Source organism: Kaistella montana, assembly GCF_024436175.1.
Lineage (GTDB): Bacteria > Bacteroidota > Bacteroidia > Flavobacteriales > Weeksellaceae > Kaistella > Kaistella montana.
The window spans coordinates 515,835-532,045 of record NZ_JANFQP010000001.1 but is presented as its reverse complement, the minus strand read 5'-3'; the positions used below and the strand labels follow the sequence as shown (position 1 = coordinate 532,045).

Annotated in this window: 18 protein-coding genes; 4 read left to right on the top strand and 14 right to left on the bottom strand. The window is 34.6% G+C overall.

Annotation, left to right across the window (positions count from 1 at the left end):
* Positions 1-6: 6 nt before the first annotated feature.
* The 14 genes from NOV28_RS02540 to NOV28_RS02475 all read right to left on the bottom strand — a co-directional run bounded on the left by NOV28_RS02540 (position 7) and on the right by NOV28_RS02475 (position 13,021).
* Positions 7-1,185: an acetyl-CoA C-acyltransferase gene (locus NOV28_RS02540; protein WP_255927244.1), complete on the bottom strand. Its 1,179-nt coding sequence runs from the start codon at positions 1,183-1,185 to the stop codon at positions 7-9.
* A gap of 91 nt (positions 1,186-1,276) precedes the next feature.
* Positions 1,277-2,599 (bottom strand): nucleoside permease, encoded by a 1,323-nt coding sequence (locus NOV28_RS02535; protein WP_255927242.1) that lies wholly within the window; start codon positions 2,597-2,599, stop codon positions 1,277-1,279.
* Between the two features lie 17 nt (positions 2,600-2,616).
* Positions 2,617-3,210, bottom strand: coding sequence for a bifunctional nuclease family protein (locus NOV28_RS02530; RefSeq protein ID WP_255927240.1), 594 nt, complete (start codon positions 3,208-3,210; stop codon positions 2,617-2,619).
* A 147-nt stretch (positions 3,211-3,357) separates the two neighbouring features.
* Positions 3,358-4,305, bottom strand: coding sequence for an electron transfer flavoprotein subunit alpha/FixB family protein (locus NOV28_RS02525; protein ID WP_255927238.1), 948 nt, complete (start codon positions 4,303-4,305; stop codon positions 3,358-3,360).
* A 24-nt stretch (positions 4,306-4,329) separates the two neighbouring features.
* Positions 4,330-5,076 carry an electron transfer flavoprotein subunit beta/FixA family protein gene (locus tag NOV28_RS02520; RefSeq protein ID WP_255927236.1) on the bottom strand — a complete coding sequence of 249 codons (747 nt, stop codon included), beginning with the start codon at positions 5,074-5,076 and terminating at the stop codon, positions 4,330-4,332.
* A gap of 136 nt (positions 5,077-5,212) precedes the next feature.
* Positions 5,213-5,917, bottom strand: coding sequence for an SDR family oxidoreductase (locus NOV28_RS02515; protein ID WP_255927234.1), 705 nt, complete (start codon positions 5,915-5,917; stop codon positions 5,213-5,215).
* Positions 5,918-5,947: 30 nt separating this feature from the next.
* A complete protein-coding gene (locus NOV28_RS02510; protein ID WP_255927232.1) occupies positions 5,948-7,330 on the bottom strand; it encodes a dipeptidase in 1,383 nt (460 codons plus the stop codon).
* A gap of 99 nt (positions 7,331-7,429) precedes the next feature.
* Complete coding sequence (locus tag NOV28_RS02505) at positions 7,430-7,702, bottom strand: hypothetical protein (protein ID WP_255927230.1); 273 nt, start codon at positions 7,700-7,702, stop codon at positions 7,430-7,432.
* A gap of 143 nt (positions 7,703-7,845) precedes the next feature.
* Positions 7,846-8,994, bottom strand: coding sequence for a class I SAM-dependent methyltransferase (locus NOV28_RS02500; RefSeq protein WP_255927228.1), 1,149 nt, complete (start codon positions 8,992-8,994; stop codon positions 7,846-7,848).
* Positions 8,995-9,001: 7 nt separating this feature from the next.
* Positions 9,002-10,168, bottom strand: coding sequence for a methylmalonyl-CoA mutase family protein (locus NOV28_RS02495; protein ID WP_255927226.1), 1,167 nt, complete (start codon positions 10,166-10,168; stop codon positions 9,002-9,004).
* Between the two features lie 3 nt (positions 10,169-10,171).
* Positions 10,172-10,525: an FtsB family cell division protein gene (locus tag NOV28_RS02490; RefSeq protein WP_255927224.1), complete on the bottom strand. Its 354-nt coding sequence runs from the start codon at positions 10,523-10,525 to the stop codon at positions 10,172-10,174.
* A 33-nt stretch (positions 10,526-10,558) separates the two neighbouring features.
* Positions 10,559-11,176, bottom strand: coding sequence for a uridine kinase (gene udk, locus NOV28_RS02485; RefSeq protein ID WP_255927222.1), 618 nt, complete (start codon positions 11,174-11,176; stop codon positions 10,559-10,561).
* A gap of 81 nt (positions 11,177-11,257) precedes the next feature.
* On the bottom strand, positions 11,258-11,818 hold the full coding sequence (locus NOV28_RS02480) for a SanA/YdcF family protein (RefSeq protein WP_255928680.1): 561 nt from the start codon (positions 11,816-11,818) through the stop codon (positions 11,258-11,260).
* Positions 11,819-11,896: 78 nt separating this feature from the next.
* Complete coding sequence (locus tag NOV28_RS02475; protein WP_255927220.1) at positions 11,897-13,021, bottom strand: 2Fe-2S iron-sulfur cluster-binding protein; 1,125 nt, start codon at positions 13,019-13,021, stop codon at positions 11,897-11,899.
* Positions 13,022-13,052: 31 nt separating this feature from the next.
* Here NOV28_RS02475 and NOV28_RS02470 point away from each other — a divergent pair, with 31 nt between their 5' ends.
* From NOV28_RS02470 to NOV28_RS02455, 4 genes are all read left to right on the top strand, one after another.
* On the top strand, positions 13,053-13,634 hold the full coding sequence (locus NOV28_RS02470) for a TlpA family protein disulfide reductase (protein WP_255927218.1): 582 nt from the start codon (positions 13,053-13,055) through the stop codon (positions 13,632-13,634).
* Between the two features lie 45 nt (positions 13,635-13,679).
* Positions 13,680-14,621, top strand: coding sequence for a FecCD family ABC transporter permease (locus tag NOV28_RS02465; RefSeq protein WP_255927216.1), 942 nt, complete (start codon positions 13,680-13,682; stop codon positions 14,619-14,621).
* Between the two features lie 193 nt (positions 14,622-14,814).
* On the top strand, positions 14,815-15,120 hold the full coding sequence (locus tag NOV28_RS02460) for a GxxExxY protein (protein ID WP_369413208.1): 306 nt from the start codon (positions 14,815-14,817) through the stop codon (positions 15,118-15,120).
* A gap of 81 nt (positions 15,121-15,201) precedes the next feature.
* Positions 15,202-16,125: an ABC transporter ATP-binding protein gene (locus NOV28_RS02455; protein WP_255927214.1), complete on the top strand. Its 924-nt coding sequence runs from the start codon at positions 15,202-15,204 to the stop codon at positions 16,123-16,125.
* Positions 16,126-16,211 lie beyond the last annotated feature (86 nt).

Below are 16,211 nucleotides of genomic sequence, written 5' to 3'. Positions count from 1 at the left end.
TTTGGCTTATACATTCTCGATGATGATCGCGCTTGCGCCACCTCCACCGTTACAAATTGCAGCGGCTCCGTATTTTCCTCCGTTTTGTTTAAGAATATTGATTAAACTAACAATAATTCTGGATCCTGAACTTCCAAGCGGATGTCCTAAAGAAACAGCTCCCCCGTTTACATTCACTTTATTGGCGTCTAAACCTAAAATTTTGTTGTTGGCCAAGCCTACCACAGAAAACGCTTCATTAAATTCGAAAAAGTCAATATCAGAAACTTGCAAACCAGCTTTTTGCAAAGCAATAGGCACTGCTTTTGAAGGAGCTGTAGTAAACCATTCCGGTTCGTGAGCAGCATCGGCATAAGAAACAATTTTTGCTAAAGGTTTCAATCCCAATTCTTCCATTTTTTCCTTCGACATTAAAACCAAAGCCGAAGCTCCGTCATTTAAAGTTGAAGCATTTGCCGCGGTTACCGTTCCATTTTCTTTCTGAAAAACAGTTGGTAAAGTCGAAATTCTGTCAAAATTTACAGATTTGTATTCTTCATCTTCAGAAAAAATAATAGGCTCACCTTTTCTTTGTGGAATTTCTACCGGAACGATTTCTTCATTAAATTTGCCTTCGGCCCAAGCTTTCGCTGAGCGTTTATAAGATTCTACAGCAAAATTATCCTGATCTTCTCTTGTAATTCCATATTCAGCTGCGCATTTTTCGGCGCAAACTCCCATGTGTACTTTGTTGTAAACATCTGTCAAGCCGTCTAAAACCATTCCATCTTGCATTTTCACATCGCCTAATTTGGTTGCATTTCTTGCATTGAAATAATGCGGAACAGAAGACATATTTTCCATTCCACCAGCAACGATGATGTCTTGATCATCTGCTTTGATGGATTGTGCAGCCATCATCACGGCTTTCATTCCAGATGCGCAAACTTTGTTAATAGTTGTGGATGGAGTTTCATTAGATAAACCAGCTCCCAAAGCCGCTTGACGTGCCGGAGCTTGCCCTTCACCTGCTTGCAATACATTTCCCATATAGACTTCCTGAACCAATTTCGGATCAAGATTTATTTTGTCTAAAGCACCTTTAATAGCAGTAGAACCTAATTTTGTAGCCGGAACCGTAGCTAAACTTCCCAAAAAACTTCCCATTGGAGTTCTAGCTGCAGAAACGATGAATACTTCTTTCATATTTTAATTTATAAGTTTATTAATACGGCAAATTACAAAAAAAAACACACTTTCTAAAAAGTGTGTTTTGATTTTATTTTAAAGGTTTTTCTTAATGTTTAAGCTCTGCTACAACCTCCGGATTATGCTTGTGTTTAAATAAAATTGCAAAAGCAATAGCAATAACCAATGCATAGATAGAGAAAACAAGCCAGATTTCATGCCACATTTTTCCACCACTTGGGTTGGTAAAGAAAGTTGAAATTAGCCAACCGCTTACTGAACTTCCCAAAATCGCTCCGAAACCATTGGTCATCATCATAAATAATCCTTGTGCAGATGAACGTATTTTGCTGTCAGTTGTTGATTCAACAAATAAAGAACCTGAAATATTGAAGAAGTCGAAAGCCATTCCGTAGATAATATTCGAAAGAATGATAAGGATAAGTCCCAAACCTTCCGGCGCTCCCAAAGAGAAGAAACCGAAACGCAAAACCCACGCTCCCATACTGATGAGCATTACCTTTTTAATTCCAAACTTGTAAAGGAAAAAAGGAATTGCCAAGATGAAAAGCGTTTCTGAAATCTGGGAAATAGAAATAATCATAGTAGAATATTGTACTACCGCTGAATCTTTGAAAGCTTCTACCGCTCCGAAATCTTTTAAAAATGTATCTCCGTACATGTTGGTCAACTGTAATGCAGCGCCCAAAAACATGGAGAAAATAAAGAACAAAGCCATTTTTTTCTCACCAAAAAGTTTGAAGGCATCTAAGCCTAACTTTTGGGACAAAGTAGCATCATGTGCGATGAGTTTTGGTGGCGGACATTTCGGTAAGAAATATGCATAAATTCCTAAGAAAACTGCACCGAAACCTGCAATATAAAACTGATTTGCATTCAATGAATTCGAGAAAAATCCTGATAAAACTTCTCCTATTTGGATTCCTGTTTTCGAGAAAGATTGCTCATCACTGAAAATATTGGTACACCACATTGCTACAATGAATCCGACAGTTCCCCATACTCTGATCGGCGGGAAAACTTTTACGACATCATAATGACTGTCTTTCAATAATTTATATGAAATTGAATTGGACAATGACAAAGTCGGCATGTAAAAGCACATTCCTACCAATAAAATCCAGAAAAATGAAGTAGGATCATCAGTTTTTGCCAATAAAAAAAGTGTAACTCCGTATAAAATGTGAAGCATTCCGTAAAGTTTCTCGGCATTGATCCATTTATCGGCGATAATTCCCATCAAAGCAGGCATAAATATGGAAGCGATTCCTAAAGTAGAAAATACCGCACCAAACTCAGCTCCACTCCATTGTTTATAGGCAAAACCATAAGTTCCGAGTGTGGTAAGCCATGCGCCCCAAACAAAAAACTGCAGAAAACTTATGATCGTAAGTCGTAATTTTAAATTCATTGTTTTATTTAATATTTTTAATCAATTTTTTTATTTCTTCTTTTTATTTCCTGCTGAAGCTCAAGAGCAGCATCGAAATCTTCGTCTTTTACAGCTTCTTCAAGAAGTTTATGCAAATCTTCCAACGGTAAATTCGCCAAATCTCCCTCATTTACTAAATCGAAATCTTCTTCTATGGTTGCAGGTTCATCTAGCTCCAGGAGAATCCCGGCTTCGCTCAACACTTGCTCAGTCGTATAAATTGGTGCATCGAATCGAACAGCCATCGCGACTGCATCGGAAGTACGGGCATCCAAAATGAGCTCTTGCCCATCGAAAATATTTTTAAAAATAATATTGGAGAAAAATACGCCATCGATAATCTGATAAATTACCACAGAGCTTAGCGTATAATTAACGGAAGTCACAAATTTGGTAAACAAATCATGAGTTAAAGGCCGAGGCGGATGAATATCTTTTTCTAGTCCTAAAGAAATAGATTGCGCCTCGAAATTTCCTATTACTACGGGTAATTTTACGTTGGTTTCCTCATCTTCCAAAAGGAGTGCATAAGCTCCGGATTGTGTTTGGCTGTAAGAAATTCCGCGTATGATTAATCTTTTGTAATCCATAGCTACAAATATAATTGATTTTTTAGATTCATGATTTAATTTTTTAAGGATATTTCTCTACCATCAATCTTTTAGGAGGAATAATAGCTCAACCATAAAAAAAACGCCGGAAAAATCCGACGTTTCAAGTATTTTATTGGATAAGATTTATCCTTTCAATGCTTTGATTTTCTGAGTCAATTCAGGAATAATTTGGAAAGCATCTCCTACTACTCCGTAATCAGCTGATTTGAAGAAAGGTGCTTCTGCATCACTATTGATCACCACAATGGTTTTAGAAGAATTCACTCCCGCCAAATGCTGAATCGCACCGGAAATCCCGATTGCGATATACAAATTCGGAGAAATTGCTTTTCCGGTTTGTCCAACGTGTTCAGAATGAGGTCTCCAACCGATATCGGAAACCGGCTTAGAACAAGCAGTTGCTGCACCAAGAACGTTCGCCAAATCTTCAACCATTCCCCAGTTTTCTGGAGCTTTCATTCCACGACCTGCTGAAACTACAATTTCTGCTTCTTTTAAGTCTAATTTACCGGAACTTTGTTCATGGGAAATCACTTTGGTATCATCATTTGCGATAGAAAGATTTTTCACTTCTTCAATTCCTGCTACTGGGTTTTCTTTCACTCCGAAAGCATTTTGAGAAACCGTTACGATAACTCCTTGTGCATCAGCTTTTGCGTGCATAAATCCTTTTCCGGAGAAAGCTCTTCTTTTCACTTGGAACGGCGAAATGCTTTCTGGCGCTTCTACAACATTGGTAATTAATGAAAAATCATTCATCACTGCCAACATTGGAGCTACAGAAGAAGCATCGGTAGTGTGAGGAAATATGATAATATTTCCGTTTGCAACCTCTTTTACCGCTTGTGCGTGAGCTTTAGCGCTAAAGTTTTTCAATCCTTCATCTTTTACGTTGATCACGTTATTTGCACCATATTTATACAAAAGATCCGAAGAATCTGTAGGATTAATGGTAATTGCGCTCACGGTTTCGCCCAATTGATCGGCAATTGCTTTAGCATAAGAAACCGCTTCGAAAGCTGCTTTCTTATAAATCCCGTTTATATTTTCTGCGTATACGAATACTGCCATTTTTTGAAATTTTAAATGTTAAAATTAAATTACTTTTGCTTCTTCATGAAGTAATCTTACCAACTCATCAAGCTGATCCGCAGCAACCATTTTCACTGCAGCTCTCGCTGGAACAGAATCGTAGGAAACTCCTTCAACACGAACTTCAGTAGAAGTCGGCTCTTGAACATGCAATGGTTTTGTTCTGGCAGACATAATTCCTCTCATGTTTGGAATAATTAAATCTTTCTCATCAACCATTCCTTTTTGACCAGCAATTACTGCAGGAAGTTTTACGGAAATTGTTTCTTTTCCACCTTCGATTTCGCGAACTGCTGTAGCTTCAGAACCGTTTACATCCAAACCTACACAAGCATTTACGAAAGGTTGATTAAGCAACTGAGCCACCATTCCAGGAACAGCACCACCGTTGTAATCGATAGATTCTTTACCACAAAGCACTAAATCGAAACCTCCATTCTGAGCTACATTTGCGATTTCTTTTGCAACAGAAAAACTGTCTTTAGGATCGGTATTTACACGAATTGCTTCGTTCGCACCGATTGCCAATGCTTTTCTGATTACTGCCTCAGTTCCTGCATCACCAACATTGACTACTGTTACTGTTGCACCTTGAGTTTCTTGTAATTTGATGGCTTTTGTTAATGCAAATTCATCCAAAGGGTTAATTACCCACTGAATTCCGTTTTTGTCGAAAGCAGATTTGTCTGCTGTGAAATTAATTTTGGAAGTAGTATCCGGAACACTACTGATACAAACTAATATTTTCATGTGTTAAATAATTTTAAAATGATTAAAAAGGCTCCAATTCCTATCGTGGTCTTTGGAGACGTTCAGTTTTGCTAAGTTAAACAATAATATATTATGCATGCATAGCATTTATAAGAATTAATATTTTATACATAATTTAACTGTTTGGTTTAGATGGTCTAACCTCAATTTTGCTTGGCAAAGTGCGCGGATTCATCTTGAAAAGGTCTAAAACCAATTCACCAATATCTTTTGGCTGAATTTTCCAAGCATCTTTCTCGGAAGGTTCATTTCCATTAAAATTAGTAGAAACAGAACCGGGCATAATTGTAGAAACTTTAATATTGTATTTCCTTAAATCAATCATCGCAGCCTGGGTGAATCCCACCACTCCAAATTTCGAAGCATTGTAACCTGAACCATTTTCAAAAAAATTAGTTCCCGCCAAACTGGCAATACTTATAAAATAGCCTTCTGTCTTCTTCAATTCTTCTACAGATGCTTTCAAAGTATGGAAAACCCCGGTGAGATTAGTATCCATCATATTGCTCCAATCTTCAGGTTCTAATTGATCAACCGGTTTGAAAATCCCTAAACCAGCATTGGCAATCACATAATCTAACCGACCGAATTTTTTAATAATTTCGGAAACTGCATTTTTTTCATCTTCCAAATTTTTAACATCAGAAGCAATTCCGAAAACCATCGACTGGTCTTCAGACAAAATATGAGCCGCTTCTTCAGCATCTTCCTGTTTTCTACCGGAAATAATTACTTTGATTCCGTTTTGAATTAAAACTTGTGCTATTCCAAAACCAATACCTTTGGTTCCGCCAGTTATGTATGCTACTTTATTTTTCATTTTTAACAATTTAATATTTCTTTAAATTTGTTATGCTTTCGCGTAATTTTCAAAGAAAAGCGGAATACTTTCGATTCCTTTATAGAAATTAAATAATCCATAATGTTCATTCGGCGAGTGGATTGCATCGGAATCTAAACCGAAGCCCATCAAAACAGATTTAGCGCCCAAAACCTGCTCAAACATTGCTGTAATCGGAATACTTCCACCACTTCTATAAGGTAAAACTTCTTTTCCGAAAGCTGTTTCCATTGCTTTTTTGGCCGCCAAAAATTCTTTCGTATCGCTTGGTAAAACATAAGGCATTCCGCCATGGTGAGGCGTAACTTTTACTTTTACATTTTTCGGAGCGATTTTTTCGAAATATTTGGTGAATTTTTCAGTAATTTCTTCAGGAGTTTGATAAGGAACCAAACGCATTGAAATTTTCGCAAAAGCTTTCGAAGGAATCACTGTTTTCGCACCTTCACCGGTGTACCCTCCCCAAATTCCGTTGCAATCTAATGTTGGACGAATCGAGGTTCTTTCTAATGTGGTGTATCCTTTTTCACCTTCAACATCATTTAAACCGATGGATTTTTTAAAACCTTCCGGATCATCTTTCAACTTATTCATTTCTGCTCTTTCAGCGTCCGAAACGATATCGACATTGTCATAAAACCCATCAATAATGATATGTCCGTCTTCATCAATCAAATTGGTAATCATTCTAGAAAGCACGTGAATCGGGTTCGGAACTGCGCCTCCATAAAGTCCTGAATGCAAATCTCTGTTCGGTCCTTCCACTTCTACTTCTACGTAACTTAAACCTCTCAAACCGGTAGTTACGGTTGGTTGTTCGTTCGAATAAATATGAGTATCTGAAATCAAAATAGCATCACAAGAAAGTTTTTCTTTGTTTTCGTTCACGAAATCTTCCAAACTTTTCGATCCAACTTCTTCTTCTCCTTCCAAAATGAATTTCACATTACAAGGCAAAGAATTGGTTTTCATCATCGCTTCAAACGCCTTTAAATGCATAAAAAACTGACCTTTATCATCAGCGGAACCTCTTGCGAAAATGGCGCCTTCTGGGTGAAGTTCTGTTTTCTCAATATACGGTTCGAAAGGTGGTTTCTTCCAAAGTTCCAACGGATCTGGAGGTTGCACATCATAATGTCCGTAAACCAAAACTGTCGGCAAATTTTTATCTAAAATTTTCTCCCCAAAAACGATAGGATAACCCTTGGTTTCGCAAATTTCAACTTCATCAGCATCTGCGTCTTTCAAAAATCCCGCAACGGCATCTGCACATTTCAAAACTTCGTCTTTATACGCAGGATCGGCAGAAATTGAGGCAATTTTCAGCAATTCAAACAATTCATCTACAAATCTCTGCTTGTTTTCCTGAATGTAATTTAATGTTTCTTGCATTTTATTTTTATTAATTATTATATAAATCGAATCTTGTAAAAATAAAAAAAATGCCTCGCAGGAGCAAGACATTTTATCTGTTTATTATAAAATTAAGTTTTATTTGCTATGATTTTCCGCAGCAGGATTTTCTACTTTTGCAGAATCGGTTTTCACAGCAGTTGTGTGCGTTTCTGTTGTTTTTGCAGAATCTTTTGATACTTCTTCAGCATGAGAAGTCGCAGCCGGCATTCCGTCTCCATGAATCTCATCATCGCTGTATCTTTCTGTGTTTTCGTCTAATTTCAGTACTCCTTTATTAGAACCTGCCTGTATTTTTTTACAGCTAATCACCAAACTTGCAAGCGCTACACCTAAAATAATTTTTTTCATAAGTAATTTCTATTGTTTTTATAGCTTATATGTCATCGCTGAATTTTTAAAATTCACACTAATCATTGGCGATTTCATATATTTTTTTTGATTGTCCAAAAGTAAGAAATATTACGATTTACCACAAAAAAATTAAATCTTTTCTAAACAGTTTTCAAAATAATTTTCCCTTTTTGGCTTTGAGTGAAAATTAAATACGAATTTCCACCGTCCGAAATTTTATATTTTCTCTTGATTTCTTCAGGTGAAAGCGGATGGTTTTTTGAAATAATATTGAATTTTTCTCCTTTTTTAATGGTTTTCGCATCAATTTGTTCAACCTCTAAAATTCTTCCCGGAAAAGCATTCAAACGTTCTTCCGAAGTGTAAAAATGAGAGTTTGGATGTAGTTTGCTTAAGTTAAATTTTTCGGAAATCAAATTAAAAGCACCCGATTTCAAAACAGCATTATTCGGAATATATAGAAACTTTAAAACTTCAGAAAATGTTGAAATTGCAGCTTTTTCGTCATTTAATTTAAAAACGAATTCTGGCTCATCAGTTTCCAGATTTACGGTAGAAATTTCGATTTCATCAGATTTTGAATCAGATTTAATAAAAACCAAAAGTTCTTTAACTTCATTTTTCACTGCGATAATTTGAATTTTCGAAATAAATTTCAAAACCGAAACCAAGTAAGAAATATCAATCAACGGAGAAAGTTTGATGATAATTTTATCTGAAATTTCACTCAGTTTTTCTTGAATTTCCAAAAGATTGGGCGATAAATCTTCGAGCAGAAATTTCTTATTCTTTTCAGAATCTCTTCTTGCCGGATCGAGATAAATTAAATCAAATTTTTCTGTATTTTCTTCTAAAAAAACTTCTAATTTTTCATTAATAAAATTCGCTTTTCGTCCCAAAACGTCCCAATTATTTTTCACGATTTCGATAAGTTCCGAATTTTGTTCAATGAGCGTAATTTTTTCAAATTTTTTCGATAAAAAATACGCATCAATCCCGAAACCACAAGTTAAATCAAGGAAATTTCTTCCATTCAAACTTTTAGATTTAAATTCTGCTGTCGATTGCGATGAAGCTTGCTCCAAATTGAGATTTGGCGGAAAAACAATTCCTTCTTTTAATAAGAATTCGAATTTTCTTTGAGCTACTTTTTTCCCTTTGATTTGTTGTACAATTTCCTGCATCGAAACCTCTGGAAATGGCGATTTTTTCAATAACAAAGAATGCAAATCAGTGGTTAGATTTGCATTAATAAATTGTTGTATTTCTGGTTTTAAAATATTTTTCAAAAGACAATTATTCGAACATTTCACTTAATCGTACAGGTGTAATTTTCAGAGGAGTATAAAGTTCTTCAACGGATTTCGTTTTCTCCAATTTAGGATAAAAATTCACGCCGATTAGTTTTATTTTCCCTTCTTCTACCCATTGTTGTTCTTTCACCGCATTTTCATAGACTTTTTGTTGGATCCAACCGGTTTTCAACAATTCGGAATAACCGCCGTTTTCTTCCATTTCGAGGAATAATTTCCATGACTTTTCAGCAAATTGTTGGGTGATATTTTCAATATAATAACTTCCATTTCCAGCGTCATCAAAAACATTGATGATACTTTCATAAGCCAAAACAATTTGTTGTTTGAAAGAAATTTCTTCGGAAAGTTCATCTCCATTTTCAACTCTAAAATCGTTCGTAAAAACTGCATCCGCACCACCAATCATTGCGGAAGAAAGTTCCAAAGAAGCCCGAATAATATTATTCTCAGGATCATTTTTCGATTTGTTTCGGGAAGAAGTTTCAGCAAAAATAAATGGAATATCGTTTAAGCCAAACTCTTTTGACAATTGATTAAAAACAAGTTTAAAAGCTCTCAACTTAGCAATTTCAAAGAAATAATTGGAATCAATTGCGAATTTGAACACAATATTTTTAAGAATTTCAGCACCGAAAATTTCTGCCAAATCTTTGGCTTTAGATAAAGCAATCGCCAATTGTTGAACAATTGTTGCTCCCGAATTTTGGTGAAGCGAAACATCAACTGCGATATTTCGGTCGAAATTTTTGGCCAAAAGTTCTTTGCCCAATTGAACATTAATCTCCCCTTTTTCATCTTCCGAAAAAAGATCAATTAAACTAAAATATCGATTAGATTCGTCTACAGAAATATGTTCCGCAAGATCTTTATTGTTGATGAAAATGGCTTTTTCTTCAAGATTTTCCACATTTTGATTTAAAAGAAATGCAAAAACATTTTCCTCCAAACCTTCCTGATAATTTGCAACCAAATGCGTAGATTCTTCCACTTTCGGAAGATTTTGCAAAGGCTTAGAAACGGAATCGTAATAAGGTTTCACGATAATTCCTTCCAAATTTTCTTTGGCAAGAATTTCATAGATATCTTCGGTTTTCAGTTGTTTCTGAACCAAACTTTCCCAATCTTGAATGGAGGTTTTTGCGAACATATCTTAAGGATTTTTTTTCAAATTAGTGCTGTCAACAACAAGAATGAAAATTTCTTCGTTAGGCTTTTTCATGAAATAATTTTCTCTTGCAAATTTTTCTTTTTCAGATTTATTATTCATGAGTTTTTTATAGAAATCGTCGTTTTTCTGATATTCGGTTTTGTAATATTCGAGCTGTTTTTCGTATTTATTGATTTCTCCGTTGAGTTCGTTCACCACCAAAAATGAAGTATTATCGAAGAAAATCATCCAAACCAAAAACAAAAAAACCGTGATGAAATACTTATTCAGAACATATTTCTGGATAAGTTTGAACGCCGGAGATTTTGGTTTTATTTCTTTAATCAGCTCTTTCATTTCCTTTAAAATTTAAAAATAAAGATACAGAAATTAATGTGATTTTTTCAAAGTATTGTTGATCACTGTTGAAAGGAAATCAATCGCCACGGTATTTTGTTTCATGTTGGGAACAATCAAATCGGCTTCATTTTTCGATGGCTCGATAAATTCTTGGTGCATCGGTTTCAAAGTGGTTTGGTAACGGTGCAAAACTTCCTGCAAATCGCGACCTCTTTCCTGTGTATCTCTTCGGATTCTTCGGATCAATCTTTCGTCGGAATCAGCGTGTACAAAGACTTTTAGATCATATTCTTTCAACAATTCAGAATTGGTTAAAACCAAAATTCCTTCCACAATCAGAACATTTTTAGGCTCTACCAAAACGTGATCGCCAGTTCGGGAATGCGTAACAAAAGAGTAAATCGGTTGTTCGATATTTTCTCCATTTTTTAGCGCTTTTACATGTTTTAACAAGAGTTCAAAATCAATAGATTTCGGGTGATCATAATTGAGAACTTCTCTTTCTGATAGCGTTAACTGCTGATTATCATGGTAATAATTATCTTGAGAAAGTACATTTACTCCTTCAGTATTCAGTTGCTGAAGAATTTTGTTTACCACAGTAGTTTTTCCAGAGCCTGTGCCGCCTGCAATTCCGATAACGAGCATAAATAATAGTTTATGCAAAGATAGAATTTTGCACGAATGATTCTGAATTTTATGGCAGGAATTTATGTCGAAAATCAAAAATTATCCTCCTTTTTTCTCAATTCCAAGGAGATAATAAACCACTGCACTCACTCGGGCCAAAAATTCCCGGGATTGGTTTCTGTAATAACTTTGATTGCTGAGAACATCCTGTGCATCGAAGCCCAACGCATTCATATTATTATTTCTGGCATAAAAAAGCGCCCGCAAATTATGAAAACCTTGAGAAACAATGATGATGTCGTTTTTTTTGTAAATATTCTTACAATTGTTGATGCTTACTTGTGTTTTAAAGCCTTTCGGATCTTCAATGATGATGTTTTCCGGAACGCCTTCCTGATAAACCAAGTAATTTTTCATGGCAAAAGGTTCATCATAGCCTTTGCTTTTTTCGCCACTTACGATGATTTTTTTTATTTTTCCGTGATGATAAAGCAGCGCTGTCGCCTCCATTCTTTTGGTAAAATAAGGATTGGAAACTCCCGATTTCATTCTCGGGGAAGTTCCTAAAACCAGAGCCGTTTCTCTTGGCGGAACTTTCGAAATTTTGGTAAAAGTTCGCCCGTTTGTTAATGCCACAACCCAAACATTTGCTAAAATCATCAGCAAAACTGCGATTTCAACAAGGTTAAAAAAAGATTTTAATATGTCTAAAATTCTTTTCAAAGGTTGTTCGTTTTTTTATGTTAAATCAAAATTGACCTTAATATTTTTGCTTAAAACAAATGACATACAGGCCAAAATCTTTCCTGATTGTTCTTCTTTTTCTGTTAAATATTCGTTCTCCAAAAGCTCCACTTCGCCCTCTTCCAAAATACATTCGCAACTTCCACAAATCCCTGATTTGCAAGAATACGGCAGCGGAAATCGTTGAATTAATAACTGTTGCAAAAGCTTAGTTTTATTATCTTCTAATTTCGTGGAATAATTTTTCCCAAAAAGCTTAAAATCCACTGAAATATCTTCTACCAAAGGAAATTGTTTTTCTACAGGATAAATATCTTCATTGTATTCCTCAAACAATTCAAAATGAATATTTTTTTTGGGAATTCCGTTGTTATAACAAGCATTTGCCAAAGATTTAATCATCTCTCCTTTTCCACAAATCAGCACTTCGTCAACTGCATCCCAAATCGTGCTTTCTTCGTCGGTATCGTCTAAATGCAAAATTTGGTTGATGATCAAATGAAGTTTTTTCTCATCTAATCTACCATAAAACAGGTTATCCGAAGTTTTTTCCTGCGAAAAGAAATAGAAAATTTGCAATCGGTCGCCGTATTTTTTCGCCAAAGCATCGAGTTCATTTTTAAAGGCAATTTCTTCGGATTTTCGGTTTCCATAAAACAAAAACAGCCGAGTTCTGGGTTCTGTATACAATAAATTTTTGAAATGGCTAATCAAAGGCGTAATCCCAATTCCACCAGCAAAACCAATGATCGTGCGGAATTCATGCGGTTTCGAGACCAAAGTAAATCGCCCTTTCGGTTCAGAAATTTCTACTTCGTCGCCAATTTCGAAACCTTCAAAAAGTTCTTTCGTAGAACTTTCCTCATTGTTTATTTTTATTCCTAAAGAAATTTTTTCTTCGTGCGGCGCAGAGGTAATCGAAAAATCATTCTGAAAATCCATTCCTTTTGCGAGATATTTCACTGTAACATATTGTCCGGCTTCGAAGCGATAATTCGATTTCAAAACCTCCGGAATCTCAAATTCCAAAGTGAAAGTGTTTTTGGTCAGCTGATGCTTTTTCGTTAATTTTAGCCTGTGAAATTCGGCTTGTCTCGCCTTAGATAAAAGTTTTTCCATATCAATTATGATTCAAAAATATAAAAATAAAATGAATAAATTAGTTTTAAGCATACTGATTTTGGCAATGCTTTCTGCCTGCAAAAAAGAAACAAAAACCGAGGATTTAAGCGATTATTCCACTACTGATTCAGTGAAAACTCCAGAATCGAATGAAGTTTCAGAAACCATAATTCCTTTCAAAAAAATCGAATTAACTCCGGACGAAACTTCGAAAATACTCGCAAAACAAAACAACGACACTTTATATGTAACCAATTTTTTCGCCACTTGGTGTGGACCGTGTATGGTTGAAATCCCCCATTTCAAAGAAAAAATGAAGGAATTGAAAGGCCAACCTGTGAAATTTACCTTTGTCAGTTTGGATGCTAAAGAAGATTGGGACACGAAAGTAAAAACTTTTGCAGAAGAAAATAACTTATCCGAAAACATCGTGTTGGTGGATGGTGAACAACTGATTCCCGAATATTTTCATGCCAATTTCAAGCAATGGGACGGCGGTTCTATTCCGTTTACCTTCATCCGAAAAGGCGATAAAACAGATGAAACTGTAGGAATGATGAGTAAGGAGATGCTGAATGAAAAGATTTCTTCTTTCTTGACTTCAAAATAACAATTAAAGAAAATTCCTTTGAAAATCAGTTTCAGGTTTATTTGTATGCTCATCATTATCGGAATTTTTATTTCGATATTGATTAACTTGAATATTGGTTTTTTAAAACTCGATTTTTCCGATTTTTTAGCTTCAAATTCTGAGAATTCACAAATTGCGCAACTTCGTATCAATCGGGTTTTGGCAATGTTTTTGGCGGGAATTTCTATTCCTACTTCCGGTTTTTTATTGCAGGAATATTTCCAGAATCCTTTGGCCGGCCCTTCTGTTTTGGGAATTTCATCTGTAGCGAGTCTAAGTGTTGCATTTTACATTTTTTTCTCACAAGATTTGGTACTTCCAGAATTTTTACAAAACAGTTTTCTCAGCATTTCTGCGATTGCGGGAAGTCTTTTGTTAATGCTGATTTTACTAGCTTTTTCCAATAAATTTCAAGACAAATCTTTCCTAATTATTTTCGGATTTCTAGTTTCTGCGTTGGCGGGAGCAGTCGTTTCTATATTGCAATTTTATGCGGAAAATCAAAGTCTTAAAAATTATATTTTGTGGAGTTTCGGAGCGAATAATCAGGTTTCAACTAACCAAATTTTGATTTTATCAGTGATTGTAATTTTCGGAATTTTCTTGAGTTTCAAATCCATAAAACCATTGATCGGAAACGCTTTAGGAACGGCTTATGCCCAAAGTTTAGGCGTGAATTTGAATCAATTGAAATATTTGATCATTATTGCTTCTTCACTGTTTTCGGCTTCTGCAACAGCATTTTTAGGACCGATTTTATTTATCGGAATCGTTGTTCCGCATTTTTGTCGAATGATCTTCAACCCCGCAAAACTGTGGCAACAATGGATTTTGAATATGATTTTAGGAATTTTCATCATGGAATTTTTCTCGATCATTTCAGAAACAACACAATTTCCTTTGAATGTAATCACTTCATTGTTCGGAATTCCGGTGATTCTTGCGATGATGCTAAAGAAAAATTAAGATGTTTTTACAATTGAAAAATACAACGCAAAGACGCAAAATAAGTTTTACAAAATTGATGTTTTAAGGCGCTAGTCATCAAAGATGACATTTTGATTATTTTAAACTAAAAACAAGAATATGACAGAAAATGAATTATCTAAAATTGTCTTTGATTTAGGATTAAAAATTCATAAAAAAATTTGGAGCAGGTTTGTTTGAAAATGTATACGAAGAGTGCTTGTTTTATGAATTAAAAAAAACGGGATTAAAAGTAGAAAAACAAAAAATATTACCAATAATTTATGAAGAATTAAGAATCGAAAATGCTTATAGAATTGATTTAATTATTGAAGATAAACTCATAATTGAAATAAAAACTGTAGACTTTATTAATGACGTTCATAAAGCTCAACTTTTGACCTACTTAAAAATGACCAATTGCAAACTAGGTTTACTTCTGAATTTTAGGACTGATGTTTTCAAAGATGGTGTAAAAAGGGTTGTTAATGGATTATGAAAATGAAAATCTTTGATTTTCTTGCGCCTTAAATGCCCAATTAAAATAAAAAAATAGAATTGCGCCTTTGCGTTAAATAATATGTTTTTACAATTAAAAAATACAACAATCGGTTACAAAACTCCTTTAATTAAACGCGTAGAAACCTCGTTGAATTTGGGTGAAATTTGTTTATTAATCGGAAACAACGGTGTTGGAAAAACTACTTTAATTAAATCGATTCTCAACCAAATTCCAACTTTGGGCGGAGATATTTTATTGCAAAATCAATCTTTAAAAAGACTTTCCCAGAAAGAGATCGCCGAACAAATCGCGGTGGTTTTTTCAAAATCTCAAGTTCCGACAAATTTCACTTTGACTGATTTGGTTGCTCTCGGAAAGTATATTCATTACCCTTATTATTTTCAATTAAATAAATCTGATTTACAAGAAGTTGAAGAAATTATCGAAAGTTTAAATTTAACTCAATATAAAAATTTTCCTTTACAAAAACTTTCTGACGGGAACCTTCAAAAAGCTTTTATCGGAAGAGCTTTAGCACAAAATTCTCCGATGATTATTCTTGATGAACCTACCACTCACCTCGATGAAGAGAATAAAATTATTATTTTAAAATTGCTAAGAAATTTAGCTAAAAAACATAATAAACTCATTCTTTTTTCTTCCCATGATTGGCGATTGGCAAAAGAATTTTCGGATCAAATTTGGTTGGTTAATAATGAAAAATTAGAAGCCGGAATCGCGGAAGAAATTCTATTAAAGCATGACGAATTGCTAAATCCTGAAATTTTCCGCTTCAGTGAAGGTTTTGTTGCTCCAAAAATTATCGCACCTCAATTGGAAAAGGAAATGTTGTATTCTTTTCTTCAAAAAAACTTTAAAAAAGACCTCTCAACTCTAAAATTTGAATACAAGGATCGTTTTTGGGTATTATCTGATGATAAAATTCAAAAAAAATGCGTTTCCTTTAAAGAGATTTCATATTTCGTCGCAAACCTTCATTAATTCTACATTTAAGCTTATTAAAACAGATACTATGCATGCATAGTATTATGCGAATCATATATTTTATCTAATTGATAATTAAACAC